Annotated in this window: 22 protein-coding genes; 9 read left to right on the top strand and 13 right to left on the bottom strand. The window is 61.5% G+C overall.

Annotated features, from left to right (window positions below):
* Window positions 1–7: 7 nt before the first annotated feature.
* Window positions 8–2,113 carry a TonB-dependent receptor domain-containing protein gene (locus tag ABIE33_RS24695; protein WP_429130453.1) on the bottom strand — a complete coding sequence of 702 codons (2,106 nt, stop codon included), beginning with the start codon at window positions 2,111–2,113 and terminating at the stop codon, window positions 8–10.
* A gap of 294 nt (window positions 2,114–2,407) precedes the next feature.
* On the opposite strand from ABIE33_RS24695, the gene ABIE33_RS24690 reads away from it, so the two are divergent.
* Window positions 2,408–3,301, top strand: a complete 894-nt coding sequence (locus ABIE33_RS24690; RefSeq protein ID WP_429130452.1) for an extensin family protein — start codon at window positions 2,408–2,410, stop codon at window positions 3,299–3,301.
* A gap of 101 nt (window positions 3,302–3,402) precedes the next feature.
* On the opposite strand, the gene ABIE33_RS24685 is transcribed toward ABIE33_RS24690, so the two are convergent.
* Window positions 3,403–3,855 (bottom strand): thioesterase domain-containing protein, encoded by a 453-nt coding sequence (locus ABIE33_RS24685; protein WP_429130451.1) that lies wholly within the window; start codon window positions 3,853–3,855, stop codon window positions 3,403–3,405.
* Between the two features lie 231 nt (window positions 3,856–4,086).
* Between ABIE33_RS24685 and ABIE33_RS24680 the strand changes: the two genes are divergently transcribed.
* Window positions 4,087–4,593 carry a DUF1993 domain-containing protein gene (locus ABIE33_RS24680; protein WP_429130450.1) on the top strand — a complete coding sequence of 169 codons (507 nt, stop codon included), beginning with the start codon at window positions 4,087–4,089 and terminating at the stop codon, window positions 4,591–4,593.
* A 102-nt stretch (window positions 4,594–4,695) separates the two neighbouring features.
* Here the strand turns inward: ABIE33_RS24680 and ABIE33_RS24675 are convergent, their stop codons facing one another.
* The 9 genes from ABIE33_RS24675 to ABIE33_RS24635 all read right to left on the bottom strand — a co-directional run bounded on the left by ABIE33_RS24675 (window position 4,696) and on the right by ABIE33_RS24635 (window position 15,191).
* Window positions 4,696–6,375 carry a formate--tetrahydrofolate ligase gene (locus ABIE33_RS24675; protein ID WP_429130449.1) on the bottom strand — a complete coding sequence of 560 codons (1,680 nt, stop codon included), beginning with the start codon at window positions 6,373–6,375 and terminating at the stop codon, window positions 4,696–4,698.
* A 121-nt stretch (window positions 6,376–6,496) separates the two neighbouring features.
* The gene (locus ABIE33_RS24670) at window positions 6,497–7,720 is read right to left on the bottom strand and encodes a DUF2333 family protein (protein WP_429130448.1); all 1,224 of its coding nucleotides are present in this window, start codon (window positions 7,718–7,720) and stop codon (window positions 6,497–6,499) included.
* 3 nt (window positions 7,721–7,723) lie between these two features.
* Window positions 7,724–9,013: a DUF6638 family protein gene (locus tag ABIE33_RS24665; RefSeq protein ID WP_429130447.1), complete on the bottom strand. Its 1,290-nt coding sequence runs from the start codon at window positions 9,011–9,013 to the stop codon at window positions 7,724–7,726.
* 126 nt (window positions 9,014–9,139) lie between these two features.
* Complete coding sequence (locus tag ABIE33_RS24660) at window positions 9,140–9,547, bottom strand: endonuclease domain-containing protein (protein WP_429130446.1); 408 nt, start codon at window positions 9,545–9,547, stop codon at window positions 9,140–9,142.
* A 115-nt stretch (window positions 9,548–9,662) separates the two neighbouring features.
* Entirely contained in the window at window positions 9,663–11,579 is a 1,917-nt protein-coding gene (locus ABIE33_RS24655; protein WP_429130445.1) for an AAA family ATPase, read from the bottom strand.
* Window positions 11,580–11,581: 2 nt separating this feature from the next.
* Window positions 11,582–12,730 (bottom strand): hypothetical protein, encoded by a 1,149-nt coding sequence (locus ABIE33_RS24650; RefSeq protein ID WP_429130444.1) that lies wholly within the window; start codon window positions 12,728–12,730, stop codon window positions 11,582–11,584.
* 72 nt (window positions 12,731–12,802) lie between these two features.
* On the bottom strand, window positions 12,803–13,891 hold the full coding sequence (locus ABIE33_RS24645) for a hypothetical protein (protein ID WP_429130443.1): 1,089 nt from the start codon (window positions 13,889–13,891) through the stop codon (window positions 12,803–12,805).
* Window positions 13,892–14,056: 165 nt separating this feature from the next.
* Window positions 14,057–14,443 (bottom strand): c-type cytochrome, encoded by a 387-nt coding sequence (locus ABIE33_RS24640; protein WP_429130442.1) that lies wholly within the window; start codon window positions 14,441–14,443, stop codon window positions 14,057–14,059.
* 154 nt (window positions 14,444–14,597) lie between these two features.
* Window positions 14,598–15,191 carry a thymidine kinase gene (locus ABIE33_RS24635; RefSeq protein WP_065786321.1) on the bottom strand — a complete coding sequence of 198 codons (594 nt, stop codon included), beginning with the start codon at window positions 15,189–15,191 and terminating at the stop codon, window positions 14,598–14,600.
* Window positions 15,192–15,440: 249 nt separating this feature from the next.
* Here ABIE33_RS24635 and ABIE33_RS24630 point away from each other — a divergent pair, with 249 nt between their 5' ends.
* The 6 genes from ABIE33_RS24630 (at window position 15,441) to ABIE33_RS24605 (ending at window position 20,956) form a co-directional block, all read left to right on the top strand.
* Window positions 15,441–16,397: a choline ABC transporter substrate-binding protein gene (locus ABIE33_RS24630; protein WP_429130441.1), complete on the top strand. Its 957-nt coding sequence runs from the start codon at window positions 15,441–15,443 to the stop codon at window positions 16,395–16,397.
* A gap of 85 nt (window positions 16,398–16,482) precedes the next feature.
* Window positions 16,483–17,328 carry a choline ABC transporter permease subunit gene (choW, locus tag ABIE33_RS24625; protein ID WP_429130440.1) on the top strand — a complete coding sequence of 282 codons (846 nt, stop codon included), beginning with the start codon at window positions 16,483–16,485 and terminating at the stop codon, window positions 17,326–17,328.
* On the top strand, window positions 17,325–18,374 hold the full coding sequence (choV, locus tag ABIE33_RS24620) for a choline ABC transporter ATP-binding protein (protein WP_429130439.1): 1,050 nt from the start codon (window positions 17,325–17,327) through the stop codon (window positions 18,372–18,374). Before choW ends, choV begins: the two co-directional genes overlap by 4 nt.
* A 90-nt stretch (window positions 18,375–18,464) precedes the next feature.
* Complete coding sequence (locus ABIE33_RS24615) at window positions 18,465–19,208, top strand: HugZ family protein (protein ID WP_429130438.1); 744 nt, start codon at window positions 18,465–18,467, stop codon at window positions 19,206–19,208.
* Between the two features lie 119 nt (window positions 19,209–19,327).
* Entirely contained in the window at window positions 19,328–19,672 is a 345-nt protein-coding gene (locus ABIE33_RS24610; RefSeq protein WP_057205742.1) for an ArsR/SmtB family transcription factor, read from the top strand.
* 237 nt (window positions 19,673–19,909) lie between these two features.
* The gene (locus tag ABIE33_RS24605; RefSeq protein ID WP_429130437.1) at window positions 19,910–20,956 is read left to right on the top strand and encodes a Gfo/Idh/MocA family protein; all 1,047 of its coding nucleotides are present in this window, start codon (window positions 19,910–19,912) and stop codon (window positions 20,954–20,956) included.
* Here the strand turns inward: ABIE33_RS24605 and ABIE33_RS24600 are convergent.
* Window positions 20,951–22,087, bottom strand: coding sequence for a Gfo/Idh/MocA family protein (locus ABIE33_RS24600; protein ID WP_429130436.1), 1,137 nt, complete (start codon window positions 22,085–22,087; stop codon window positions 20,951–20,953). The two genes, ABIE33_RS24605 and ABIE33_RS24600, sit on opposite strands and share 6 nt — an antisense overlap.
* A 12-nt stretch (window positions 22,088–22,099) precedes the next feature.
* Complete coding sequence (locus ABIE33_RS24595; RefSeq protein WP_429130435.1) at window positions 22,100–24,358, bottom strand: glycoside hydrolase family 9 protein; 2,259 nt, start codon at window positions 24,356–24,358, stop codon at window positions 22,100–22,102.
* 349 nt (window positions 24,359–24,707) lie between these two features.
* Between ABIE33_RS24595 and ABIE33_RS24590 the strand changes: the two genes are divergently transcribed.
* Window positions 24,708–26,036 (top strand): aspartate aminotransferase family protein, encoded by a 1,329-nt coding sequence (locus ABIE33_RS24590; protein WP_429130434.1) that lies wholly within the window; start codon window positions 24,708–24,710, stop codon window positions 26,034–26,036.
* The last annotated feature ends 128 nt before the right edge of the window (window positions 26,037–26,164 follow it).

Genomic DNA, 26,164 nt, shown 5'->3' with positions numbered 1-26,164 from the left:
CGATCGATCAGAACTTGGCCTTCGCCGTGACGAGGAAGGTGCGGCCGCGACCGGTGTCGATCGTGCTGCCCGCAATGGTGCTCGACGACGGGGTGTAGGTCTTGTCGAACAGGTTCGTCACTGTCGCCGTCACTTCGAAGCCGTTTTCGAACTTGTAGTTCGCGAACATATCGACCAGGCCGTAACCCGGAACGGTGGGCGGGGTGCGGTTGATCGCGCCGACGTCGGCACTCGATACGGCGTAGAAGCGCGTTCCGACGGTCAGGCGCTGGTCTTCGAGGAAGCGCGCACCGAGCGTGGCGCTGACGATGTTGTCCGGCAGATAACTCTGCACGCCGAAACCGTTGACCTGCGACGGCAGCTTGCTGTCGGTATACGTATAGGCGAGGTCGCCGAACACGAAGCCTGCATCATAGGCCGCCTGCAGCTCGAAGCCCTGAACCGTCGAGGTGCCCGGATTATTGGCGAAGAAGATCTGACGGCCGCCATTGAGCAGGACTGCGGTGATGTAGTTGTCGATCCTGTTATGGAAGTAGTTGGCCTTCACACGCAGGCTATCGCCGGAATCGAGCAGACCGTCGAAGGAAAAGTTGGCACCGACTTCCCAGCCCTTGGAGATTTCAGGCTCCAGGAACGGATTGGGGAAGAAGGACTGGCCGCTCGAACCCGGATGCGTGCCACCGGCAAAGGTTTCGTTGACGGTCGGCGAGCGCGAGGTCTCGGCATAGGTCACATAGGGCTGGAACCAGTCCGTCGGGTTGAGCGCAAGCGTGATGCTCGGGTTGAGGCGTCCGTCGGACTTGTCAACCGTGTAGGGACCTGCGGGAAGGCCGATCGGGTTGCCGGCAACAACGGCGCCCGAGCCGTCGAGGCTGAAGTGGTCGTAACGCAGCCCGGCGGTCAGGTCGGCGATGCCGTAGGTGAAGGTCGTCGTGCTGAAGACACCGGTCGTGGCATTGGTGCCACTGCCATTGACACCAGCGCCCGGCCGCGCCGTGCTGTTGATGACGTCGTAGTCGTCGCGGAAATACTCGACGCCGTAATTGGCCTTGACCGCAACTTCACCGAGGTCGAACAGCGATGTGTTGGAGATGTCGAAGCCCTTGCCGGTGTCGGTGATCTGACGGCCTGCAGCCGTCCCACCACCTCTGATGTCGGCGTCGTACTTCATCTTCAGCCGGTTCCAGTAGGCGTTGGCGCGGAAATCGATGAGCTCGTTATCCGGTGTATAGGAGTAGCTTGCAGCCAGCGTCTGGTTCTTCACGTTCTGGAAGTAGGAGTTGGCGAAGAAGTCGTTGTCATAGGTGATGCCACTGAACTTGAAAGTATGCTCCTCGTCCGGCGTCACCTCGAACTTCAACATGCCCGACAGCAGGTCTTCCTCGGTGAAGGGAACCTGACGGCTATCACCGTTGTCATAGTTGCCGGGGTCCGCCTTGCTGATACCACCCAGGACCGAGAACACGTCGTTGAAACGGTAGGCGCCGATCAGCGATTCCGACCAGCCGGCATCGTTGGTGCCGTAGGTCGCGGAGGCAATGCCACCATAGTTCTTGCCGTCCTGGATCAGGTCTTCGATGTCATAGGTTTTGAAGTTGACCGAACCGGCGAGCGCGCCACCGCCGACGCCGTTGACGGCGCCGCGGGTGATGTCGATCTCGGACAGGAACGCCGGGTCGAAATAGGCAAGGCCCTGCGCTTCGTGACCGGTGAAGCGGAAGTTCTGACGCACGCCGTCGATCATCATGTTGACACGGCCGGAACCTTCGAAGCCACGAATGTTGACGGCCACGCCTGGATTCTGCGGATTGTTCGCCGTCGATGTGCCGGGAACGCCACGCAGCAGGTCATCGGTTTCAAGCCCGGACTGGAGATCGATCTGGTCGGTCGTCACCACGCTGACCGGGCCGGCCTTCGCATAGGGATCGCTGGTGCGCGCGCCCTTGACGACGATCGGCGAAAGGAAGGTCTCCCCCTTCTTGGTAGCCTCGGCCTTCTGTTCGTTTGCCTTCGGCTCGTTCGTCGCGGTCTGCGCGAAGGCACCAGTGGCAGCGGAAAGAGCAAGTGTAGTCGTGCAAGCCAGAAGAGCCAGGCGACGGTGCCGGTTGAGCATGGACCAATCCTTTGAATTCATGGGCCGGGCTTGCTGTTGAGCGGCGAACTCAAGGGGCTGGCTGGGCGTGGGTTCGAATGCGTTGCGACATTGCGTCGCCTCATTTATGCCGCATAAAAAACATGAGTATTATTGTCAACATAGAAACGCCTCCCCAACAATTTATGGGATCGTCCCAATTCGGAGCGTTGCCGAACTGCAACGCTCTTTACCGCCAGCCCGATGAAACCAGATGGCCTCCCATGCGTTCCTCCCCGTCGGGGCCTGCCCTCGCGGACATGTGAAAGGAAACGCATGCGTTGCCATATCCCCCTGATTTTCCTGTCGACATTGCTCCTCACAGGCGCGAGCCTTCCCAAAACCGGCCCCCTTCCCTCCAACAAACCACCTGCCGACGCACAGGCCGAGGCGCCGATACCCTCTCCGGAAAAGAAGCCGGAAACGCCGGTGAAGGAAGGTGAGGAAAACAAGGACCAGCAGCCTCCCGGCGGTGAACAGGGCAGCCAAGCGCCGACGCCTGAGCCGAAACCGGTGGAAGCCGACGACAAGGGAGCCGACGGAAAGAAGGGCGACGACGCCGGCGAAAAAACGGAAGAGCCCCCCGTCATCTACCCGCCGGTCGAAAACGAGAACCCGGCCGATTACGCCAAGTGCCTTTCGGAGCTGAAAGCATTGGGCGCCGTCTTCACCGAAGCCAAGCGGATCGACGATGGCAAGGGCTGCGGCATCGACAAACCGCTCGACGTGACAAGCGTGTTGCCCAACGTCAAGCTTGCGCCGAAAGGGCTGATGCGCTGCGAGGCGGCACTGGCGCTAGCGCGCTGGACCAAGGATGCCGTGCAGCCGGCGGCCGACGTGGCTTTTGCCAAGGGCACCGTCAAGACGCTGAACCAGGCCTCCACCTACGTCTGCCGCCTGCGCAACAATGGCGCGACGGGCAAGATTTCCGAGCATGCGCACGGCAACGCCGTCGACATCGCCTCGTTCACGCTCAGCGACGGCAAGACCGTCGAGATCCAGCCCCGCGACGAAGACGGTACGATGACGGGCGCCTTCCAGCGGGCAGTCACGGCCTCAGCCTGCCTCTACTTCAAGACCGTGCTCGACCCGGGCAGCGACGCAGCGCACGAGACACACCTGCATCTCGACGTGATCGAGCGCAGGAACGGATATCGCTACTGCCGATAGAGCGTTTCCCGGTTTAGCCAGAGCCGCAGAAACGCGCTATCCGTCTGTTTTTTTTCGCATTTCCTGACGGAAAACCGCTTCGCACTTTTCCCGGAAATGCTCTAATCCTCACTATGACCCAAGGCGACGAACTCACCTTCAAAGCGCCCGGCAAGGTCGCCGCCATCCAGCAGTTCGGTAGCAACGACGATGCGTGCCCTGCCCCGCCGGTCAAAGAGCCGCAGAAAGCCCGGCCATTGCCCCGTGTCTGCAAGCGTGGACCTGGCAGAGAATGCGCCGGCAACCGGCTTCAGATACTCCATCCGGTTGCTCTGGATCACGAGGCGGGCCGCGATCCCGGCGCGGCTCAAGCGCACGTGCAACAGCGACCAGGCGGACAGGATCGACAGCGCCGAGGCGCTGCCGCCGAACACCGTTTCACGATGATTGATGTTGGGCGCAAGCGGCGCCGAGAGCCGCACGTGCTCATCCGTCACTTCATCGACAGAAACCTGCATCGCCGCGGAAAGCGGAATATGGGCGTGAAGGTAGGCTTCAAGGTCCAGCGGAGTCATGGGCGGCTCATATCCATCTCGGGCTTAAGACATGTTCGTCAGGTGGTAGTCAGGACATCAGCACAGAGGCGATGACCAGGACAAGCCGCCCCACCTTTCATCGCCTGCCGGAAAGCAATCCCCAGGGCTCGCACGACAGCAAAGATGGTCTGGCCGCCTTGCAGGATCAGGTTCCGTTTCCCAGATAGCAGTCCAGGCAAATCACCGTCCCCCAAGCCCGAGGAAACATCCATGGCGCTCACAATGTACAGGCTCTCCGTCCCCACCTTCGTCCACGGCTTCACTATCCTCGGCAAACTGCTCGACAAGGCCGAGGCCCATGCCGGCGAAACGGGCCTTGCGCTCGACGAGCTGGTCAACGCCCGGCTGGTCGCGGACATGCTTCCGCTCTCGGGCCAGGTGCAGCGCGCCAGCGACACGTCAAAAGGCACCATCGCCCGGCTGACCGCCCTTCAGGTGCCAAGCTTTCCAGACGAAGAAAAAACCTTCGGGGAATTGCGTGAGCGCATCGGCAAGACAGTCGCCTTCTTGGAAACGGTTCGGCCGTCGGATCTCGAGGGCAGCGAGACCCGCGAAGTCACCTTGAACTTCACCAAGCTGAAGATGACGTTGAGCGGCGAGGACTACCTGTTGAAATTCGTGCTGCCGAACTTCTACTTCCATCTGACCACCGCCTACGACATCCTCCGCCATAAGGGCGTTCCGGTCGGCAAGGCGGACTTCATCAGCCTCAGCTGAGGCCTGACGCCTCGAGAAGCGAAACGGGAGCGGAGACGCTTTAAGATCAATCCATAACGCCTCAAATCGATCTCGTTTTGAGGCGTTATGGATAGTCGACAGCTAGAACAGTCCCTCGATATAGCCCTGCTGATTGAGGTAGATCTTCTCCGATGACGGCACCTTCGGCAGGCCCGGCATGGTCATGATCTCGCCGGTGATGACGACGATGAAGCCGGCGCCGGCGGCAAGCCGCACTTCGCGAATCGGCACCGTGTGGCCGGTCGGCGCGCCACGCAGGTTCGGGTCAGTCGAAAACGAATACTGCGTCTTGGCCATACAGATCGGCAGGTGGCCGTAGCCCTGATCCTCCCACGTGCGCAATTGATCACGCACCGACTTGTCGGCGATCACTTCGCTGGCGTGGTAGATGTCCTTGGCGATCGTCTCGATCTTGTGGAACAACGACATCTCGTCGGGATAGAGCGGTGAAAACTGCGAGTGACCGCCCTCGGCAAGCGCCGCGACCTTTCGCGCCAGCTCCTCGATGCCTACAGAACCTTCGGCCCAGTGGCGGCACAGCACCGCCTCGGCACCGAGCGTTGCGACATAGTCCTTGATCGCCTGCACCTCGGCCTCGGTATCGGAGGTGAAGTGATTGATCGCGACGATTGCAGGCACGCCGAACTTCTTGACGTTCTGGACATGACGGCCGAGGTTGGCGCAACCCTTGCGCAGCGCCTCGAGGTTCTCCTTGCCGAGGTCGTCCTTCTTGACCCCGCCATTCATCTTGATAGCGCGCACGGTGGCAACGACGACGGCGGCATCGGGTTTGAGCCCGGCCTTGCGGCATTTGATGTCGAAGAATTTTTCCGCCCCGAGATCGGCGCCGAAGCCGGCTTCGGTTACTACGTAATCTGCAAGTTTCAGCGCCGTGGTCGTCGCAATCACCGAGTTGCAGCCATGGGCAATGTTGGCGAACGGGCCGCCGTGCACCAAGGCGGGATTGTTTTCCAGCGTCTGCACTAGGTTCGGCTGCATCGCATCCTTCAACAGCACAGTCATTGCCCCGTCCGCCTTGATGTCGCGGGCAAGGACCGGGCTCTTGTCCCGCCGGTAGCCGATGATGATGTTGCCGAGGCGCTTTTCCAGGTCCTTCAGATCCATCGAAAGGCAAAGGATCGCCATGACTTCAGAAGCAACGGTGATGTCGAAACCAGTCTCGCGCGGATAACCGTTGGCAACGCCGCCGAGCGAGCCGACGATGTTGCGCAGCGCCCGATCGTTCATGTCCATCACCCGTCGCCAGGAAATGCGCCGGATGTCGATGTTCTGCTCGTTGCCCCAATAGATATGGTTGTCGAGCAGCGCCGCAAGCAAGTTGTGGGCGGATGTGATCGCGTGGAAGTCGCCGGTGAAATGAAGGTTCATGTCCTCCATCGGCACCACCTGGGCGTATCCGCCGCCGGCCGCACCGCCCTTGACGCCGAAACAGGGGCCGAGCGACGCCTCGCGGATGCAGACGATCGCCTTCTTGCCGATACGGTTGAGGCCGTCGCCGAGACCGACCGTCGTCGTCGTCTTGCCCTCGCCGGCGGGCGTCGGGTTGATCGCCGTCACCAGGATCAGATGGCCGTTCTTGCGGTCCTTTTGAGCAGCGATGAATTCCGCGCCGATCTTGGCCTTGTCATGGCCGTAGGGCAGCAGATGCTCCGGCGGAATGCCGAGCTTCGCACCGATCTCCAGGATCGGCTTCTTCTTCGCGGCACGCGCGATTTCGATATCGGACTTGACCTCCGCCATGGGCTTTCCCCTCCCCCAAGCTGCATTTCTGTGCCTCACCCCTTTAGGGATGAGGCGTTTCGTTCAGCTTCGCCGGAAGGCACAACTCCGGCTGGAGCTGCCGCCCATCAGGCGCTGATCTTTATCGCGCCAGAATGTCGCGCATCTCGACGATGTTGGAGCGCACCCGCAGGATATAGAAGCCCATGGTCGCCAGATGCGTCGGCATGATCCAGCCGGCCTCTTCGCCGTTGGAGATGATCAGCGGCTGGATGCGAAGTGCCGAGCGCAGCTGCTTGATCGTTTCCGTCCAGATCGGCGTCAGGCCACGCTGGGCGACGACGTTCTCGAAGTCGGCACCGGCAGCCGAAAGGATGCCGTAATAACCGTAGAGCTGGCCATAGGCGAACCAGAAACGGTCGTCGGCACGCGTGTCGAACCAGCCGCCATTATGGTTTTCCGAGCGCTCCCGAATGATCGCCGAGGTGTTGCCGAGATCGTTGGCGATGCGGTCAAGGAATTCGACCAGATTGTCGGCACGGCCGTCAAAGACGGCGTCGCACTTGGCAAGCGTGGTGTTGAAGGTGCGCATGTCCCTCATGGCGGCGCGATAGAAGCTCGGCGTCGGGGTCTTCGGGCCAAACGGATTGAGGCCGAAGTACCAGGTCTCTTCATCGAACTGGATGTTGCCGCGCGCCCGCTGCAGATCGCTGTTGATGCCGGACGTGCCGCGAACGCGACCGAGCGAATCGACCAGCTCAACCGAGGTGCGGCGGACCGCCTGGTTGATGCCGCGCTGGAACGATGCCTTGTTGTCGAGCCAGGGCGTATCGTCCCAATCGAGACCGAAGAAGCCGACCTTGTAGAGCAGCATCGACGAAATCCAGGCATTCTCATTGACGTTGAAATCGATGAGGTCGGCCGCGACATCGACAATCGCCGAGGTCTGGCATTGGGTCCCGGCGGGCAGCTGCACGGCGGCGAGCGCCTCGGGCGTGACTTCAGCCGGCGGCGTTACTGCCGCCGCCTGGTTGGTTGCGGCCGCACCGGTCGTCGACTGTCCCGTCGTTGCTCCCGGCCCGCTCACCGGAGAGCCGGCAGGCACCTTGCGCTCGGCAAGCTTGTAGCGCTCGACATAATCAGGGTTGAAATTGGTCCAGGCCTGGGTCTGCCAAAGGAAATAGCCGTAGAAGAAGATCAGGCCGAGCAGGATGATGCCGATCGGCCCCTTGATGACCCAGCTGCGCTGGCGATACCAGTTTCCAAGCGCAACGAACGGCCACAGCAGCCAGGCAACGGCCAGGCCGATGCCGCGACCGATCGCGGTAAAGACACGCTGGAAAAACGCGACGATCGGATCAAACATGTCCTATTCCTCTCTGAGGCCGTAAAGTTTGCGGCGGAAGGCCGCCTTGTCCTTGAGATATGTGCCGGTCAATGTCGCCACAACATATTCCCTGAACTTTTCGCTGTAACGCTCATAGGCGTCATAAAACCCCTGCTTGTCGAAGACGAAGCGGGAAACGAAATCGCGGGGAACGAGTTGGGCGATCAAGCGGTTGACCAGCCACTGATCGGGATGAGCAGGCGAGGCCCTGACCAGCATGAAGCGGTTTGCCGGCGCGACATCCTGCATCCTGATGCTACCCGTCGTCTGCACGGTGCGCAGCATTTCCTGCAGGAAGGGATAGGCGCCATCGCTTGCGACAAGTGCGGCGTTGCGGTGCATCCAGGTCTGCAGCCAGATCCGGTCGGCACGGGCAAGATCCGTCGTCGGATCGGCGTCGTTGATCAAGCCGCGCACCACCATGTCGGCGCGATGCTGGTAGAGCCCTGAATCTTCGACCCAGGACGCCTGCGGTAGCTGCAGCCGCTTCGTCGAGGCGAGAAAGTCGTATATGCGGGCGTGATCGTCGATTGCGATATAACTTACCTGCCAGGGCCGCGACCGGCGAAAGCCGGGGACCGACGGGTCGCAGATGACAGTCGTCGTCTTCTCTTCGAGGAAGACATAGACACCGCCGAAATGATTGGCCCAGAAGGCATCGTGGCGAAAAACCAGCTGATCCGGCACCAGCGCGTTCTGGCGGATGTCGCCCGTCACCTTCGCCAGTTCTACCATGCGGCTCAGCATGTCGTCGTCGGTCCAGGCCGTCGGCACTTTCTTCAGCCGGTCGACGAGGCCCCTGAGTTCGGCCGCCTTGCCCAGCATGTCTTCGGCCGACAGCACCCGGAAGCGCACCTCGTTGATCGACAGCAGATCGTCGATGTCGTCGACGATGGAAACCGAATCCTCGATCTCGCCGTAGAGCGCATCCTTGATCGTCACCGCGTTGATCGCGCGACTGTTGGCGTTGAAGAATTCGTGCATCAACGCCGCCGTATTGGAGAAGCTCGTATGCACCACCGGCAGTTCCGCCTGATCCGGCGTCATGATGATGAAGCGGCGGTTCACCCGGTTGGGGTCGAGATAATCGCGGTCGCCTAGCTCGTCGGCAATCTCCGGCGAGAACCCCGTCATGTCGATGCTGAAGCGCGTCAGCGCTGTCGGACGCAGGCCGAAGCCCTCGAGCGCCTTGTTGTAGCGCGCGATCAGATGCGGTTCGGCGATATCGAGCAGGCGTCCGTAGATAAGCTCGGCTTCGAGAAGGCGTTTCATGCCCGCACCTCTCCCGTGGCGATATCGCAAAGTTGCTCAGCGTTATCGAGCTTGTGTGGGCCGGACAGGCGTACCCTCTCCCCGCTCGCGGGGAGAGGGTTAGGGTGAGGGGCAAATCGCCATCGCTCAATCATGGCTTCCGCCTGCTGGAATGAACGTCAAATCCAATGTCCTCACTGCACCCGTCAACCGCTTCTCCAGAACTGCGACAACCGTTTCCAGGACCGCGTCGCGCTCCTTGAATATTTGCGTATTCCAGAAGCGAACGACGCTCCATCCGTTGGCGACCATGTACATATCGCGAATTGAATCGCCACTCCTATTCGCGTGCTGACTTCCATCGACTTCTACGACGAGATGATGATCCCGACAGGCAAAATCAGCAAAGTAGCGGCCTATCGGAAACTGCCGCACGAACTTGTAGCCGTTCAGCCGCCGGCCCCTGAGTTCCGCCCATAGTATGGCTTCTGCGTCGTTGTCCGCACGTCGCAGAAGACGGGCTCGTTCGGTGGTTTTTTCGTTTGTTCCTCTCATACCGGCCCCTCACCCTAACCCTCTCCCCGCACGCGGGGAGAGGGAACAGCGTCGCGCGCTGCGGTCGACCAAAGTGCGAAAAGCAAACTAAGTACATCATGCCATGCCACAGACATCAGCCCTGCCACCGACCGTCGCGTTTCATCGCCTCGATCTCGCGGATCGCCTTTTCGCGCTGGCGCTCGCGGCGGATGATGTCGGTGACGGCGGCATCGTCCGATTTGTCGGTGTAGCGGAATTCGCTGTCGGCGTAGCGGTTGATTTCCTGCAGCACCATCTCGATGGTGATCGGGCCGCGAAGCGCCTCGATCATCGCCTTCTTCTCGTCGTAACCCTTGTGCATGAACGATCCGGCATCTTTGAACCAGTCGTCGGGCAATTCGACGTCCATCGCCCTGAGCTTGACCGCATCGGTGATGTTCTTGATCGCCCGGCCGGTAAAACGGGGCTCTGCTTCCTTGATCATGTGCAGATATGCGCCGACATCGGCGAGCGTGGCGAGCGCCCCCTTCTCTTTCTGGTACCGTTCCCAGACGGAAACGAGGCCCTCCTCCTGCGGTCGCGAATGCGCCTCGTAGGATTGCGACACGGCGCGCTTGATCTCCTGGCCCTCGAACAGCGCATGCTCGCCGAGCGGGATCTTGTGGTTCTTGCCGACCAGCAACGCGAAGATGTCGATATAGTCGTCTTCCGTCTGCGGCCCGTCGACCAGCCAGCGGGCGCCGGCGCGCTGGCGCAGCGCGTCATCGACATTCTCAGGATAGTTGGAGAACATGCCGAAGGTGCAATTGCCGCGCACCACGGTCGAGGCGCCGGCAAAGCTCTCCATCAGCACCGCCGTCACCTCGTGCTGGCCGGCCGATGCCCGGTCGTCGGAGCGCTTGGCCGCGACCTGGTCGACGTCGTCGATGGTACCGAAGCCGATGGCGCGCGGATTGATGACGTTGTTGACGAACTCCTTGCAGTTCTGGCCTGATTTGCCCTGATAGGAGGAAATCTGGTCGACGCCGAAGTTTTCGTAGTGGAAGGCGTAGCCGGCGATCTCGCAATATTCGTTGAGCATGCCGGCGAGCATCTGGATCAGGATCGTCTTGCCGGTGCCCGGCATGCCGTCGCCGATGAAGGTAAAGAGGAAGCCGCCGAGCTCGACGAAGGGGTTCATCTGCCGGTCGAAGTCATAGGCCATCAGCATCTTGGCAAGCTTCAGCGCCTGGTACTTGGCGATATGGTTGCCGATGATCTCTTCCGGCTTCTTGAAGGTCATCACCAGCGGCTTGCGCTTCTGTCCGGGCGCAACGTCGAAGCCGTTCAGGGTGAAGTCGTCCTGGTCGAGACGAATATGCACGTTCTCGAAGCTCTGCAGCCCGGTAAAGCGGCCCTTGCGCGCAATCAGCCCTTCGATCGCGACGCGCGAAAAGGCACGGGCACGCACCGTCAGCGCCAGATCGTCGGCCGCACCTGTGATGCTGCGGTCGAGAGCTGCGATCAGCCCCTTCAGGGCATCCTGCGGCGTGTCGAACAGGAAGTCCGGCTCGACGGCATCGTCCACCGGCTCGCCCTCGCCCGACAGCGTCGCGCCGAGATAGGCGGCAAGCGTAAAGGCGGAGATGTAGGCAGAGGCGTTGAGCAGCGCCTTGAACTGGTTGGCGTCCTCGCCGGCAAGCGGCGCGGTCGTATTGCGGGCCTGCAACTGCTCGAGGTTCGTCTGGCGTGCAAAAACGTCGGCGACAGCCAGTGCCACCTGGATGCCGCGACGGGTCCTGTAGAGAACCGCATGCTGCGCCGGCGACAGCATCGGGTCACCCTGCCGCACTGCCTGGACGGTGCGCGCGAGCTCGACCTCGCGGGTGCGGCGCTGGCCGCCGGTCGAAACCGTCGAGACGAACCGCCGCCCGGTGCCGGCAAGCGGCGCGCCGGCCGAGGCCTCGTCGCGTTCGAGGATTACCAGCTTGGTCACCAGCCCCTGCGCGATTGCCTGGTGCTTGGCGATCTCGTCCTCGTGCAGCGTCGTCAGCCCGGTATTGAGTGTCATGCTTAAACCTCGCTCACGACCTGGTTTCCGGAGATGACATGCACCTTATAGTCGCCGAACACCTGGGCCGCCTCGCCCGAGGCATAGAGCGCCTGATAGGCGTCGTGCGGCACCAGCGCATGCTTTTCATAGGACGAAACGCCCATGCGCGTGGCCTCCAGATTGTCGGTGTCGATGTGGAATTCTTCCTGTGCCGGCGTCGTCGACCAGAAGCCGCGCTGCGCGGCCCGTTCGGCCTTCGAAAACACCTCCTGCACGGTCCAGGTCAGGAGCCAGGCATTTTCGGGCTTGCGCACCTTGGAAAGGATCTCGTTGATCTTCGCGTTGTTCTCGGTGATCCCGGCCGAATAGAACGGGCCAAGCACGATGCGCCGCAACTGCTTGGGATGCAGCTCGGGGAAATCCTTATCCATATTGGTGGCGATCGTGACCGGCGTCAGCGAATAGGTGCTGTTCTTCGAGGCGAAATCATCAAAGCGGCTGGCAAGCTCCGGATTGAGCAGGCCGCCAACCGGCAGCGGGATCTCCACCTGCGGATTGAGCTTGCCGTCCTCAGTCACGAGCATCTCGACGATCTTCTCGGAGGAATCCTCGATCGTCGCCATGTAGACCATCGGCAGGGTCTGGGTGCCGTCGAAGGCGCCCCAGCTCACCACGTAATAGGGCCGCATCGTCTTCGGGTTGACGGCGACGCGGATCGTTTCCGGCAGGATGAACGGCGAAAAAATCTCGCCCTTGCCGATCTGCTCGAGATAGAGCCGCTCGGCCATGCGCGACTGCAGCGCCTCGGGAAAAGCCTTCTGCCTCAGGATGAAATCGGCCATCTCTTCGCGCAGCGCATCGGCCGATGGGATATCCGCAAGCCGCTTTCCCGCCGTCTGACGGTCGTTTTCCAGCTCGAGCACGTTCTGGAAAACTGGAAAGCCGCTTTCGGCCCGGGAAATCCTGAACTGATCGACGAAGCCGATGCGGTTTTCCCAGCAGGCGATCGAAGCCTTCAGCCGCGCCAGATAGGGGACGATCACCTCGCCGACCACGGTGTTGCGATAGAGCGGCGAATTGCGGTCGCCGAGAAACAGCTCGAGCCCGGCCAGAGCCGAATGGATCGAGGCGAAATACTGCGTGACGGCAGGGGATGCGGCGACTTTCATGCCGTTCCCCCTGGCGCGTGCCGCAAGGCAAACTCGGACCGTTTCATGCGTATGCCCATGGCCTGGCGCCGATCACTGCTTCACGTAGTTGGCGGTGTTGTGCTTGTCCATGACCGCCTGGAAGCGGCGGGCAAAGGCGTCGTCGGCCAGCTTCTTGCGGCGCTGGATATCCTGCGTCGACAGCATGTTCTTCTCGTGCATTTCCAAGAGGTCGCCGATATGGCGCTGGGCGGCGGCGCCGATGCCGGCCATCGTCTCCTCGGCAGCGGTGTCGACCTGGCTTCCGAGCGTGTTGATCTTGTGGGCGACATCCTGCTGGGCGGCCGTCTTCAACGAGTCCTCAAGTGCCTTGTAGAGCACAATACGCTGTTCGGTATCGATCGTCAGCTTGTTGATCAGCGTGTTCTGCGCGGCGATCTGGTTGTTAAGCGAATCGACGAAGGTTTGGAACATCGAGGTGTAACGCTCGAGCGTCTGGCTTTCGGCCAGAAGCTCCTGCTCCTTCGCCTGCTTTTCGTTATACTCCGTCGCCAGTGCCGAGCGCTCGCCTTCGAGCTCGGTGCGCACCTTCTGCTCGGTCGATGCGGCAATGCGGTTCTCGATGTCGAGCAGCAGCGGGTTGAGCTCCTCGATGCGTTTCTGCACCGCTTCGAGATTGGACATCGTGCCCTTGCGGCGCTTGATCACCTGGATCAGGCTCTGCTCGGAGGTCTTGTAGCGCTGGTCGAGGATCGACTTCTGGTCCTTGAGGATGCCGACGATGGTGTCGGATTTCGAAAGCAGCTCCTGTAGGTTGCCAGCAAGCGACATGTTGCGCACCCGGTCGGTGCGCATGCGCTGCATCTTCTGCTTGGAGAAGATGCCGATGAACTTCTCGTAGCCGGTATAGTTCTTCATGCTCTCGAACTCGGAGCCGAAGACGTTGGTTGCATCTTCCAGCCCGATGATCAGGTCGGCGATGTTGGCCTCCATCACCTTCTGTTGGTTGATGACATCCTGGATGCGGGCGTTCTCGATATCGAAATTGACGTCGCCGAGCTTGGTCTCCGCCTTGGCGAATTGCTCCAGCACGACGCCGGATTGCTCAAGCTTGCCGCGCATCTGCTCGACAACGCTTTTCGTCTTCTCGATCTCCGCGTCAAAATTCTGAAGAGTCGCCATATCATCCCCCTGGATCGGTTGAGGCAACAGATGCCATCCGGGCCAAATTATTCAGCCTTCGATTGCAGTTATATAAAGGGTGTTTATCGAAAGAGAACAAGCCTCGCTGGCCTGCTTTTTTGGTCAACCGTCCCGTCGAAGTGCTTGAGATATCGAGGGCATTGCCTACTTGGCAGCCGACGGATCTCTCAGATAGGCAATGACGTCGGCAATGTCCTGCGGCTTCTTCAGCCCGGCAAAGCTCATCTTGGTGCCGCCGACCATCGCCTTGGGGCTCAGCAGATACTCACTCAGCGTTGCCTCGTCCCAGACATGCCCCTCGGAGCCGAAGGCCTTCATCGCTTCCGAATAGCTGTAATCGGAGACTGAAGCGGCCGGACGCCCGATGACGCCCATCAGGCTCGGGCCCACACGATTGTTGGGCTCGGTCGCCGTGTGGCAGGCACCGCATTTGCGGAAGACGGCGGCCCCCGCCTTGGCATCGCCGCCGGCATGACCGGGCGTCGCCCCGAGACAGAGACAGAGCAGAAGAGACGGAAAGAGACGCGGCATCGCAAACCTCATCGGGGAAAACCGGAATCAGCATGGCATCCCGAAAGTGCGACTTTCAAGACATCATGCAGTCGCACCGCACCGTCGTCCGCCCAAGGAATGTAACTCTGCAAGCTCGCGGCATAGTGCCTTGAATCGAATCCGGTTCAAGGCGTCAGGCAGGGTCGCAGCGCATCTTGTCTTCCCAATGGCGCCGGCAGTAGGAGACATATTTCTCGTTGCCGCCGACTTCGACCTGGGCGCCCTCGCGAACGACGTTGCCCTGCCCGTCAAGACGCACGACCATGGTCGCCTTGCGGCCGCAGTCGCAGATCGTGCGCACTTCGCGCAGCTCGTCGGCAATGGCCAGCAGCGCCATCGAGCCCGGAAAAAGCTTGCCCTGGAAATCGGTGCGCAATCCGTAGGCCATGACGGGAATGCCGATCCGGTCAGCGACCCGCGCCAGCTGCCAGACCTGCTCTTCGTCGAGAAACTGGGCTTCGTCGACGAAGACGCAGGCAATCTGGCCCGCGCCATCCGTGTTGAGCTTTTCGATCAACGCGTAGAGATCGTCGCCGCCATGGAACGGAATGGCGTCCGCATCGAGGCCGATGCGTGAAGAAATGCGCCCGGTGCCGGCCCTGTCGTCGAATGCCGCGATCAGCATGACGACGCGCATGCCGCGTTCCTGGTAGTTGTAGGATGCCTGCAGCAGCAACGTGCTCTTGCCCGCATTCATCGTCGCATAGCTGAAATAGAGTTTGGCCATATCCTGCCGTTTCCGGAAATCGTCTCGCCGGTACATGACGAGGCTTAGGCCCGAAGGCCAGTGCCTGTTTGCGCGACCCACAGTTTTTCGCTCGACTTGACCATTTCGTGGGCATTGCGACATTCTGCGTCGCAGCGTGCATCCCGTCCGCGTATTGACGCAATACACTTCCTTCGACATCAAAGCGCTTGAATTCGCTATCCAATGGTGTTTGGCTAAAACAATAATAGAGGCAGGGGAACGACAACGATGAATAAAGCACTCTCTCTCAAATTCATGCTCGCGGGCGCCGTCTCGGTGGCTGCCCTTGTTGCCGGAAACGCCGCGGCAGCCGAGCCGGAAAACTGTGGCACCGTCCGGTTCTCCGACGTCGGATGGACCGATATCACCGCCACCACCGCCACGGTTTCTTCTGTTCTCAAGGGCCTCGGCTACGAGACGGATATCAAGGTTCTCTCCGTTCCGGTCACCTACACCTCGCTCAAGAACAAGGACATCGACGTCTTCCTCGGCAACTGGATGCCGACCCAGGAAAACGACGTGCGCCCCTATCTCGACGACAAGTCGGTCGAATCCTTCGGGCCGAACCTCGAAGGCGCGAAATACACGCTGGCGACCAACGCCAAGGGTGCCGAACTCGGCATCAAGGACTTCAAGGACATCGCTACCAAGAAGGACGCGCTCGAGGGCAAGATTTACGGCATCGAACCGGGCAATGACGGCAACCGCCTGATCATCGACATGGTCGACAAGGACACCTTCGGCCTCAAGGGCTTCGAAGTCGTCGAATCCTCAGAACAGGGCATGCTGGCTCAGGTCGCCCGCTCGGAAAAGGATGGCGCGCCGATCGTGTTCCTCGGCTGGGAACCGCACCCGATGAACGCCAACTTCAAGCTCACTTATCTCGCCGGCGGCGATGACATCTTCGGCGCCAATTTCGGCGGCGCCAGCGTCTTTACCAATGTGCGCGCCGGCTACACCACCGAATGCCCGAACGTCGGCAAGTTGCTGACAAACCTCAAGTTCTCGTTGCAGATGGAAAACGAGATCATGGGCAAGATTCTCAACGACGGCAAGGAGCCGGACGCAGCCGCAACGGAATGGCTGAAGGCCAACCCGACGGCGATCGACCCATGGCTTGCCGGCGTCACGACCAAGGATGGCGGCGAAGGTCTCGCCGCGGTCAAGACCGCGCTCGGGCTCTGACCGGCAGCAACAAGGCGGGGGAAGTCCCCGCCTTTTTTCACCGCATCGCGCGATAGTGTTGATCTGACGAGACGGATTCACTCCTGTGGAATTTCTGACAGAATACCGCATCCCCATCGGCGGCTGGGCCAAGGCGTTCGTCGACTGGCTGACAACGAATTTCGAGCTGTTCTTCGACCAACTCGCTCAATTCCTGTCAGGCGTCGTCGGCATTTTGCTCTACATCCTGCAGACGCCGCACCCGCTGATCGTGGTTGCGGTCATCACCGCACTCGCCTGGTGGTTCCGCCGCTCGCTCGGCGTCACGCTGTTCACCGGCCTCGGATTGCTGCTGATCATCAACCAGGGCTACTGGAAGGAAACGACGGAAACGCTGGCGCTGGTGCTCGCCGCCAGCGTCGTCAGCATGGCCGTCGGCGTGCCACTCGGCATTGCCGCTGCGCGCCGGGCCTGGGTCTATGCCATCATGCGGCCGATCCTAGACCTGATGCAGACGATCCCGACCTTCGTCTATCTGATCCCCGCGCTCATTCTCTTCGGTCTCGGCATGGTGCCGGGCCTGATCGCAACGGTGATCTTCGCCATCCCAGCACCGATCCGCCTCACCCGTCTCGGCATCATCTCGACGCCGCCGTCGCTGGTGGAAGCGGCACAGGCCTTTGGCGCAACGCCCGGCCAGGTGCTGCGCAAGGTCGAGCTTCCCTTCGCCATGCCGCAGATCATGGCGGGCCTTACCCAGACGATCATGCTCTCCCTGTCGATGGTGGTCATCGCCGCACTCGTCGGTGCCAACGGCCTTGGCGTCCCCGTGCTTCGCGCACTGAATTCGGTAAACGTCGCCAAGGGTTTCGAGGCCGGTCTCTGTATCGTCATCCTCGCCATCATCCTCGACCGCTTGTTCCGCTCGTCCGACGAAGGAGAGGGTGCATGACCGACGCCGTCGTATTCAAAAATGTCGACATCATCTTCGGCAACAATCCGCAAACCGCGCTGCAGATGGTCGACCAGGGCAAGACCCGCGACGAAATCGGCGCTGCCACCGGCCTGGTGTTGGGCGTCGCCGGCGCGTCGCTGGCGATCAACGAGGGCGAGATCCTGGTTTTGATGGGCCTCTCCGGCTCCGGCAAGTCGACGCTGCTTCGCGCCGTCAACGGCCTGGCGCCCGTCGTTCGCGGCGAGGTCGAGGTCAAGACGGCAAACGGGCCGCTCAACCCCTATCGCACGACGCCAAAGTCGCTGCGCGACTTCCGCATGCACACCGTGTCGATGGTGTTCCAGCAGTTCGCTCTGCTTCCCTGGCGTACCGTCGCCGACAATGTCGGCTTCGGCCTCGAGCTTGCTGGCATGCCGGACGCCGAACGCAAGGCCCGTGTCGGCGAGCAACTGGAGCTCGTCAATCTTACGAAGTGGGCGGGCCGCAAGGTCAACGAGCTTTCGGGCGGCATGCAGCAGCGTGTCGGTCTTGCCCGCGCGTTTGCGACCGGCGCGCCGATCCTCCTGATGGACGAGCCGTTCTCGGCGCTCGACCCGCTGATCCGCACCCGGCTCCAGGACGAACTGCTCGAGTTTCAGCGCCGCCTGAAGAAGACCATCGTCTTCGTCAGCCATGACCTCGACGAGGCATTCCGCATCGGCAACCGCATCGCCATCATGGAAGGCGGCCGCATCATCCAGTGCGGAACCCCGCAGGACATCGTCAGAAACCCGGCGAACCAGTATGTCGCCGATTTCGTCCAGCACATGAACCCGATCACCATGCTGACGGCAAAGGATGTGATGCAGACCGGGGTTCAGCGCGGGGCGACAGTTGCAGGCGTGACGGCGACCGCCAAGCCGACGACACCGCTCGTCGATATCCTCGACGCCATGTCCCGCCAGCCGGGCAGCGTCGGCGTCGTCGACAACGGTTCGGTCGTCGGCACGATCAACGCGCAAAACATCGTCGAGGGACTGACGCGGCACCGCAACAAAAGTTGACGAAAGCGCACAAGAAGCCAATAAAAGCCCGGAACCTGTTCCGGGCTTTTTTCGTCTGGAGCCGGACTGGAATTCAGGAAGGACCGACGAATGACCGACAAGCCGAACGTATTGCGCGAGACCGATGACGAGGCGCGCAAGCTTGCGCACACCCTTCTGCGCGGTGCGCGCAGCGGCTCGCTTGCGGCCATCGAGCCGGAGAGCGGCGGTTTCCCCTTCGTCAGTCGCGTTCTCGTCGGCATGGATGTCGACGGCGTGCCGTTGATCCTGATCTCCAAGTTGTCCACCCATACCAAGGCGCTGCTCGCCGACGCACGCGCGTCACTGCTGACGGGAGAACCCGGTAAGGGCGATCCCCTCGCCCATCCGCGGCTGACGGTTCAGTGCGAGGCCGAAGCGATCTCGCGTGATTCGGACGCCCATGCCCGCATCCGCGAACGATTCGTTCGCCGTCATCCGAAATCGAAGCTCTATGTCGACTTCCCGGACTTCGGTTTCTTCCGCCTGAACCCGTTACGGGCCAGCCTTAACGGTGGTTTTGGCCGTGCCTATGTGCTGACCGCCAAGGATCTGGTGATCGAATCACCCGCCACCGCATCGCTCGCCGCCATGGAAACCGGCGCCATCGAGCATATGAACACCGATCATGCCGAAGCGGTCAGATTTTACGCTGAAAAACTCTGCAATGCGCCGGCGGGCGACTGGAAGGTTGTCGGAATCGACGCTGCCGGCCTCGATCTCGCCTGTGGCGATCAATTGAAACGGCTCGAATTCCCTGCGCCAATGCGGGACAGTTCCGAGTTACGGCCACTTTTGCGCGAACTTTACGGTTAATCGCTCGCAAGCTACCCCCATTTCTTGCAGTAGGTAGTTGCCCTTTTATGCATCACGACTAATTATCGTCCTTCGTCAACCATAACTACGTGTGATGTAATTTTCGCATGGAGCACGCAATGCAGCCACTTTCGCCTGAAAAACACGATGAAGCCGAGATAGCAGCCGGCTTCCTCTCGGCCATGGCAAATCCTAAGCGCCTTCTCATCCTCGATTCCCTTGTCAAGGAAGAGATGGCAGTCGGCGCATTAGCCAATAAGGTGGGCTTGAGCCAGTCCGCTCTGTCCCAGCACCTGTCCAAACTGCGAGCCCAGAATCTGGTCAGCACTCGCCGTGACGCTCAGACGATCTACTATTCCAGCTCGTCCGACGCCGTCATGAGAATTTTGGGCACGCTCTCCGATATCTACGGCGTCGAAGCAAACGCCGTGGCAGAAAAGACCTTGGTCCGCCGCTCGGCCTGACCTAATCAGTCCGTAACAGGGATCATGCCCTGAAGTAGCCCCACACGAGAAATCGCGCGGGGCTTATTCTTTTCTGGAAGATCGGCAGACGGGGCAAGCCATTGCCCGGCCGAAGCGCCCCGCTGCCCTGATAGCATCGACCGTCAATGTTGCTCGGAGCTTGCCGCCGATGTTTACGCGGCCTTGAGGTTTCGGGGGCAGGATGCGCCCCGAGCGAAACAGCCGGGACATCGGTTAATGCAAGAAAAGGTCCGTTGGGGCATCGCTGGGACAGGCGCGATCGCGAACAGCTTCGCGTCCGACATCCAGTTTACCGGCAATGCCGTGCTGGCCGCTGTCTATTCCCGCAGCAAGGAGAAGGCCGAGGCCTTCACCGCCCGTTTCGGCGGCATCGCGAGCCATTCCGGCATCGAGGCCTTTGCTGCAGATCCTGGTATCGATGCGGTCTACGTTGCCTCGCCGAACGCCGTCCATCTGGAACAGGCCATCGTCTTCCTGTCGGCAAACAAGGCCGTGCTGATCGAAAAGCCGCTGGCGACGTCGTTCGACGACGCGCGGGCTCTTGCCGCCTTGGGCGCAGCCAAAAACCTCTTCGCCATGGAAGGCATGTGGACCTGTTTTCTGCCGGCGATCGCCAAGGCACGCGCCCTGCTCGCTGGAGAGGCTCTCGGCCGCATCCGGCATGTCATAGCCGAGCTTGCCTATGAGAAACCATTCGATCCCACCAGCCGCTTCTTCGACGCAAGGCTTGGCGGCGGATCGCTGCTTGACCTCGGCATCTATCCGCTGTCCCTGTGCCTCAACCTGTTCGGACATCCACAGGCGGTCGACGGGCGCTGGCAAAGCGCACCCACGGGCGTCGACCTCCAGGCGGAAATGCGCCTTTCCTACACCGGCTTCCAGGCGCACCTTGCCTGCGGCTTCGACCGCGACGGCGACAACCGCTTCATCATCGACGGAGATCGCGGCACGCTGGTCATCGACGCGCCGTTTCTGAAGGCGAGCAGGCTGTTTCTAGGCGACAACGGCCTTGTGCGCAAGGTCATCGCACCAAGGGGCCAGGGCCTGTGGGCAAAGACGCTGACGCGTATTGCCGGGCGCGTCTCCCTGCCCGGCCTTCAACGCTTCGATCTGCCGTTCCCAGGCAACGGTTTGCAATTCGAGATCGAAGCTGCAAGTGCGGCGATCCTCGAGGGCTGGCACGAGCACATCCTGATGCCGACGTCGCGCAGCATCCAGGCGATCGAGATCATCGAGACGATCCGCGCTTTGCCACCTTCATAGGTCGAGCGGGCGATAGCCCTGCCGACCGTTGTTGAGCGCAAGTACGATCTCGGTCAGATGGCGCGCGGTCGCGCCTGAGAAGAATGGCGTCTCCCCCCGGGCAATCGCGTCGGCCTGGGCGGCGATGCCGCCAACGAAATCGATCTTCGAGGGATAGGCGGGCAATGCGAGAGCCGCGGCTCTGGCCGGATACTGCACCCTGCTGCCGGCGTAGAGCCGGAGCGGCAGCTTGCGACCGACCTTCCACTCGACCCAGTCTAGGATACGGTGTTGCAGCGAGCGCTTCGCGCCGAAGGCCTCCAGATGAATGGGCGAGCGGTTGTCCCAGAGATCGCGCACGACGATGGTGCCCTTGTCGCCGATGATGGTCAGCGAACGGTCGCGCGGGGCTGCAAGCCCGCAGGTCACACGGGCCGTCACGCCGGACCGGAAGGAAAGGCAACCGACCGAAAAATCCGGGCCGAGGCTTAGGCGTTCCGTACCCGGCCCCTTGCCCGGGAAGGTCAGGGCGGAAACCGCGCTGACTTCTGCAACCGGTCCGAAAAGCGAAACGAGCCAGCTTGCCGCATAGCCGGCGTGCTCGAGCGTGCAACCGACTTCAAACTCATGCACGCCGGGCCAGCGGGCGCCGGAACGGCTGCGCCACTCGCGCCAGTTGGCTTTGAAGACCGGGCCATCTTCCATTTCCGCATAGACGAGGCGTGGCGTGCCGATGGCGCCGGTCGCAAGAAGCGAGGCGCAGAGCACGTGCGCCTCGCTCAGCGCATTGGCCGGCGCCGCGGCAAGCACCAGAGCCCGCTCTCGCGCCAGCTCCACCAGTTCGCTTGCCGCCTCGACGTCCATGGCCAGCGGCTTTTCGCAGTAGACATGCTTGCCGGCCAGAAGTGCTGTGCGATTTACCGTATAGTGGCTTTCCGGCGTCGTCAGGTTGACGAGGATTGTGACCGCCGGATCCGCCAGCACCTCGTCCAATGACGCATAACGGTGGACTTTCCAGTAGGCGACAAACTCTGTCAGGCGCGTTTCATCGCGATCCCAGACGCCGACGAGGCGCAACTGCGTATGGTTGGCAAGCGTCGTCATGTAGTAGTCGGCAACAAAGCCGGTTCCGACAAAGGCTATCCCGGTCATCACTGCAGCCCCCTAGCGTGCGTCGGCAAGGAACGACGCGACATAGACGAGCGGCGCATTCCAGTTGATGGTGATCTCATTGGATCCATAGGCCTCGATATCGTCGACATAGCAGGTCTGGGGTGCACAACCCTGCAGCCGCTCTTTGGCGATCGCATCCACCGGCGTCGAATTCGGCCCACCGGCAAGCGAGCCAACAGGCGGATTGGGCAGGGTCGGATCCACCTGATGCGCGTACCAGCGGCTATGCTGGTTCTGCGGCGAGCGTGCGCCGTAACCGGTGATGTAGGACATCGCCATGGCGTTGCGGCCGAGAACGTAATCCATGCTTTCGCGCGCTGCGTTGAGGAAGGCTTTGTCGCCAGAGAGGTCGAATGCGGCGGACAGGACGATGATGTTCTGCAGGATCAACTGGTTCGAGCCCCAATCATATTGGTGGTTCCTCGGGCGGTAGATTTGCCCGAACGGCTCCGCCGCCTGCAGTGACAGGAATGTCCGTGCCGCCGTCAGAACCGAGCTTCGCACCCTGTCGAGATCGGCCTTGGGCAGCGCGTCACCGTAAAGCGCCAGTTGCAGCCGGGCGAAACCGGCAACATTGCGCCAGTGGAAGGCACCGCTCGGCGGCAGCACGTCGCCTGACCAATGCGGAGAAGCACGCAGCGCATCGAGATACTTGCCCTCTGCGGTTGTTAGGAACAGTTCCGCCGCGGCCCAATAGAGTTCGTCCGAAACGTCGTCGTCGTCATAGTCGCCGCCGCCTGAATTCCCGTCCGATTTCGGCGCAAACAGGGCCGGATTGGCATTGGCCGCAACCCATGCCTTGCGCGCGGCCGAAAGCAGCTTTGCGGCGAATGTCGGATTGTCCTTCGCATAGAGCCGCGAGGCCTGTGCGGCAACCGCTGCCACGTCGAAGGTCGCTGCCGTCGAAGGCCGGTGAAGCGCCCGCGGCTTCGGATCCTCGCTCGGCAGCATCGGCGGCGAGGTCCACTCTGTGTCATGGATCTTGTGGTGCACCATCCCGGCAAGCGGCTCGCCGTCAGGCACCACCATCGCAAGCAGAAACTGCAATTCCCATCGCGCTTCGTCGAGCAGATCGGGGATGCCGTTGCCGCTCTCGGGAATACGTGAAAGCCGATCGCTGACGACGGGTGATGTCGCACCGCCAAAGACACGGCCACGCTCGAACGTGGCCATCAGCTGCGCGACCGAGATCGCGCCGTTGACGGCATACTTGCCGTGATCGCCGGCATCGTACCAACCGCCGGAAACGTCGAGACGATAGGAGCAGGACCAGTTGCCATAGAGCGCCCTGGCCTCGTCGCCAGTCAGGCAACCCACGGATTTGTCGCCCTCGTTCGGCGCGACACCGACATGGCCGGCCGGCCGGGCATAGGCCTTGCCGGCGATATCGCCGCGGATCTGGACACCGCTGCGCTGCGGATAGAACCAGGAGAGCGCATCGACGGTGAGGCGACCGTAGAGATCGTCGGATATCGAAAACCGATCGCTGGTCCAGTCACCGGAGAGCAGTCGGTAACCGTTGCCGGGAACGGCATAGGCGGAAAAGTCAGCCACATGCGTGCTGACGCCGGCTGACGGATCAAACCCGCTCGCCCGCGTTGTCCCCTCGCCGACGACCGCATCGCTTGCGTCGACCAACTGAAAGGAAATGGCGCGGCGCGCATCCGATATCACCGTCGCCCGCTTCGGCCCATCGGTGAAATAGCCGAGCTGGTTCACCCGAATGGCCGGCCCCTGGTTCGCCCGGCTGGCCGCACCAGAAGGTGCCGCAATCTCGACGAGCGACAGGTCGTCGATGCAGAAACGCCAGGCCTTCTCAGCGCCGCCGAGCGGGAAAATCAGCTGGGCCTCATCGATTTCCGAGGCCATGAAATCTGCCGAAAACGGAGTGCGCTCGGGCGAACCGCTGACGCTGAATTCGCTCTGCACCGTCCAGGGTTCGGCACCGCGCTGGATCCGAGCGGGCACTGCACGAGCGGGATCGGCCGTGGTCGACATCGAGAGCCTGTAATGAAGCCCCGGCTCGAGTTTCAGCCCATTCACGCCAATGAGCCTGTCCCAGGTGTCGCCGCCCGCCGAAACATCGGCACAAAGCTGTCCTCCGTTTCGCGTCAGCGCCACGCCTTCCCCGGCCCAGAAGCTATCTTGCCCGTGCTCGAAGCGGCCATCGACAATCAGGTCGGCGCCCGCAGCCATGCCCGGCAGAATGAGGACAGCAATGGCCGCCTGCGCGATCCCCAACCTCGACACTGTCTCGTCACTCCGCTTCTTTCGACACCGGACCGCACCGCCGAATGACGGCCAGGAGCACTGCCATGGATCCGGCGATACACGGCGCGGTAGCGTTGACGCAAACAGGTTAAACTTGAGAAAACGTCTGACCTCATAACGAAAATTCCCACTTCTAGGACGCCTCGAACAGGCGTGCATTTGCGACCGGCGGATCATACCGCACTCGAAATCCCGGGCGTGGCCTGAGCGATCACGCGCCGGCGCTCCAGACTTGACCCGAACCGGCGCCCTGATAGTTTGACCAAAGGGTAAAAGAATCCAAGCGGGCGCGACTGCCCGACACGGGACCATGGCGAGGAGAACTGGAATGTCGAACCGCCTGAACACCACGCCGAACGACCTGCGCGCCTTCTGGATGCCGTTCACTGCCAACCGGCAGTTCAAGAAGGAACCGCGCCTCTTCGTCGGCGCGAAGGACATGCACTATACGACCCATGACGGTCGTACGGTCCTTGACGGTACGGCCGGTCTCTGGTGCGTCAATGCCGGCCATTGTCGCCCGAAGATCACCGAGGCGATCCGCGAACAGGCGGGCGAACTCGATTATGCACCGGCCTTCCAGCTCGGCCACCCCAAGGCCTTCGAGCTGGCCAACCGCCTCGTCGACATTGCGCCCGAGGGCATGAACCACGTTCTCTACACCAATTCCGGCTCTGAATCGGTCGAGACCGCGCTGAAAGTGGCGCTCGCCTATCACCGCGCCAAGGGCGACGGCTCGCGCTTCCGCCTGATCGGCCGCGAGCGCGGCTATCACGGCGTCAATTTCGGCGGCATCTCGGTCGGCGGTATCGTCTCCAACCGCAAGATGTTCGGCACGCTTCTGACTGGCGTCGACCATATGCCGCACACCCACCTGCCGGCCCAGAACGCCTTTACCCGCGGCGAACCCGAACATGGCGGCGATCTGGCGACCGAGCTCGAGCGCATCGTCACCCTGCACGACGCCTCGACGATCGCCGCCGTCATCGTCGAGCCGGTCGCGGGTTCGACCGGCGTGCTGATCCCGCCGAAGGGCTACCTCAAGAAACTGCGCGATATCTGCACCAAGCACGGCATTCTGCTGATCTTCGATGAGGTCATCACCGGCTTCGGTCGCCTTGGCACGCCGTTCGCCGCACAGTATTTCGACGTGACTCCGGATATCATCACCACCGCGAAGGGGCTGACCAACGGCGTGATCCCGATGGGCGCGGTGTTCGTGACCTCGGAAATCCACGACGCCTTCATGAACGGTTCGGAACATCTGATCGAGTTCTTCCACGGCTACACCTATTCCGGCAACCCGATCGCCTCGGCCGCCGCGCTCGGCACCCTCGACACCTATAAGGAAGAGGGCCTTCTGACACGCGCCGCCGAGCTCGCCTCCTATTGGGAGGACGGCCTGCATTCCCTCAAGGATTGCCCGAATGTCATAGACATCCGCAATGTTGGCCTGATCGGCGCGATCGAACTACAGCCAATTGCCGGCGAACCGACCAAGCGTGCCTTCAACGCCTTCCTGAAGGCCTACGAAAAGGGCCTCCTGATCCGCACCACCGGCGACATCATCGCGCTGTCGCCGCCGCTGATCATCTCCAAGGCGGAGATCGACGAACTGTTCGATAAGCTTCGCGACGTGCTCGTCAACAATATCTGATAACGTAGGCCCGAGAATACGACCCTTTCCCCGGCAACGGGGAGAGGGTCAATCTTATCTACTGCATAATTCCTTAAATCGAATCCGATTTAAGGATAAAATTATGCAGCAGTTTCAATCTGCTACAG

The sequence above is a fragment of the Ensifer sp. 4252 genome (assembly GCF_050434565.1).
Classification (GTDB): Bacteria; Pseudomonadota; Alphaproteobacteria; order Rhizobiales; family Rhizobiaceae; genus Ensifer.
This window is presented reverse-complemented; position numbering and strand designations above follow the sequence as displayed.

What these genes read in the sequence shown, in the direction of transcription:
- ABIE33_RS24640 (WP_429130442.1), bottom strand. Translation starts at nt 14,443, where the DNA reads ATGCCGCGTCTCTTTCCGTCTCTTCTGCTCTGTCTCTGTCTCGGGGCG.
- ABIE33_RS24695 (WP_429130453.1), bottom strand. Translation starts at nt 2,113, where the DNA reads ATGCTCAACCGGCACCGTCGCCTGGCTCTTCTGGCTTGCACGACTACA.
- ABIE33_RS24605 (WP_429130437.1), top strand. Translation starts at nt 19,910, where the DNA reads ATGCAAGAAAAGGTCCGTTGGGGCATCGCTGGGACAGGCGCGATCGCG.
- ABIE33_RS24610 (WP_057205742.1), top strand. Translation starts at nt 19,328, where the DNA reads ATGCAGCCACTTTCGCCTGAAAAACACGATGAAGCCGAGATAGCAGCC.
- ABIE33_RS24650 (WP_429130444.1), bottom strand. Translation starts at nt 12,730, where the DNA reads ATGAAAGTCGCCGCATCCCCTGCCGTCACGCAGTATTTCGCCTCGATC.
- ABIE33_RS24670 (WP_429130448.1), bottom strand. Translation starts at nt 7,720, where the DNA reads ATGTTTGATCCGATCGTCGCGTTTTTCCAGCGTGTCTTTACCGCGATC.
- ABIE33_RS24655 (WP_429130445.1), bottom strand. Translation starts at nt 11,579, where the DNA reads ATGACACTCAATACCGGGCTGACGACGCTGCACGAGGACGAGATCGCC.
- ABIE33_RS24615 (WP_429130438.1), top strand. Translation starts at nt 18,465, where the DNA reads ATGACCGACAAGCCGAACGTATTGCGCGAGACCGATGACGAGGCGCGC.
- choV (WP_429130439.1), top strand. Translation starts at nt 17,325, where the DNA reads ATGACCGACGCCGTCGTATTCAAAAATGTCGACATCATCTTCGGCAAC.
- ABIE33_RS24685 (WP_429130451.1), bottom strand. Translation starts at nt 3,855, where the DNA reads ATGACTCCGCTGGACCTTGAAGCCTACCTTCACGCCCATATTCCGCTT.
- ABIE33_RS24660 (WP_429130446.1), bottom strand. Translation starts at nt 9,547, where the DNA reads ATGAGAGGAACAAACGAAAAAACCACCGAACGAGCCCGTCTTCTGCGA.
- ABIE33_RS24635 (WP_065786321.1), bottom strand. Translation starts at nt 15,191, where the DNA reads ATGGCCAAACTCTATTTCAGCTATGCGACGATGAATGCGGGCAAGAGC.
- ABIE33_RS24600 (WP_429130436.1), bottom strand. Translation starts at nt 22,087, where the DNA reads ATGACCGGGATAGCCTTTGTCGGAACCGGCTTTGTTGCCGACTACTAC.
- ABIE33_RS24680 (WP_429130450.1), top strand. Translation starts at nt 4,087, where the DNA reads ATGGCGCTCACAATGTACAGGCTCTCCGTCCCCACCTTCGTCCACGGC.
- ABIE33_RS24645 (WP_429130443.1), bottom strand. Translation starts at nt 13,891, where the DNA reads ATGGCGACTCTTCAGAATTTTGACGCGGAGATCGAGAAGACGAAAAGC.
- ABIE33_RS24590 (WP_429130434.1), top strand. Translation starts at nt 24,708, where the DNA reads ATGTCGAACCGCCTGAACACCACGCCGAACGACCTGCGCGCCTTCTGG.
- ABIE33_RS24675 (WP_429130449.1), bottom strand. Translation starts at nt 6,375, where the DNA reads ATGGCGGAGGTCAAGTCCGATATCGAAATCGCGCGTGCCGCGAAGAAG.
- ABIE33_RS24630 (WP_429130441.1), top strand. Translation starts at nt 15,441, where the DNA reads ATGAATAAAGCACTCTCTCTCAAATTCATGCTCGCGGGCGCCGTCTCG.
- ABIE33_RS24690 (WP_429130452.1), top strand. Translation starts at nt 2,408, where the DNA reads ATGCGTTGCCATATCCCCCTGATTTTCCTGTCGACATTGCTCCTCACA.
- ABIE33_RS24665 (WP_429130447.1), bottom strand. Translation starts at nt 9,013, where the DNA reads ATGAAACGCCTTCTCGAAGCCGAGCTTATCTACGGACGCCTGCTCGAT.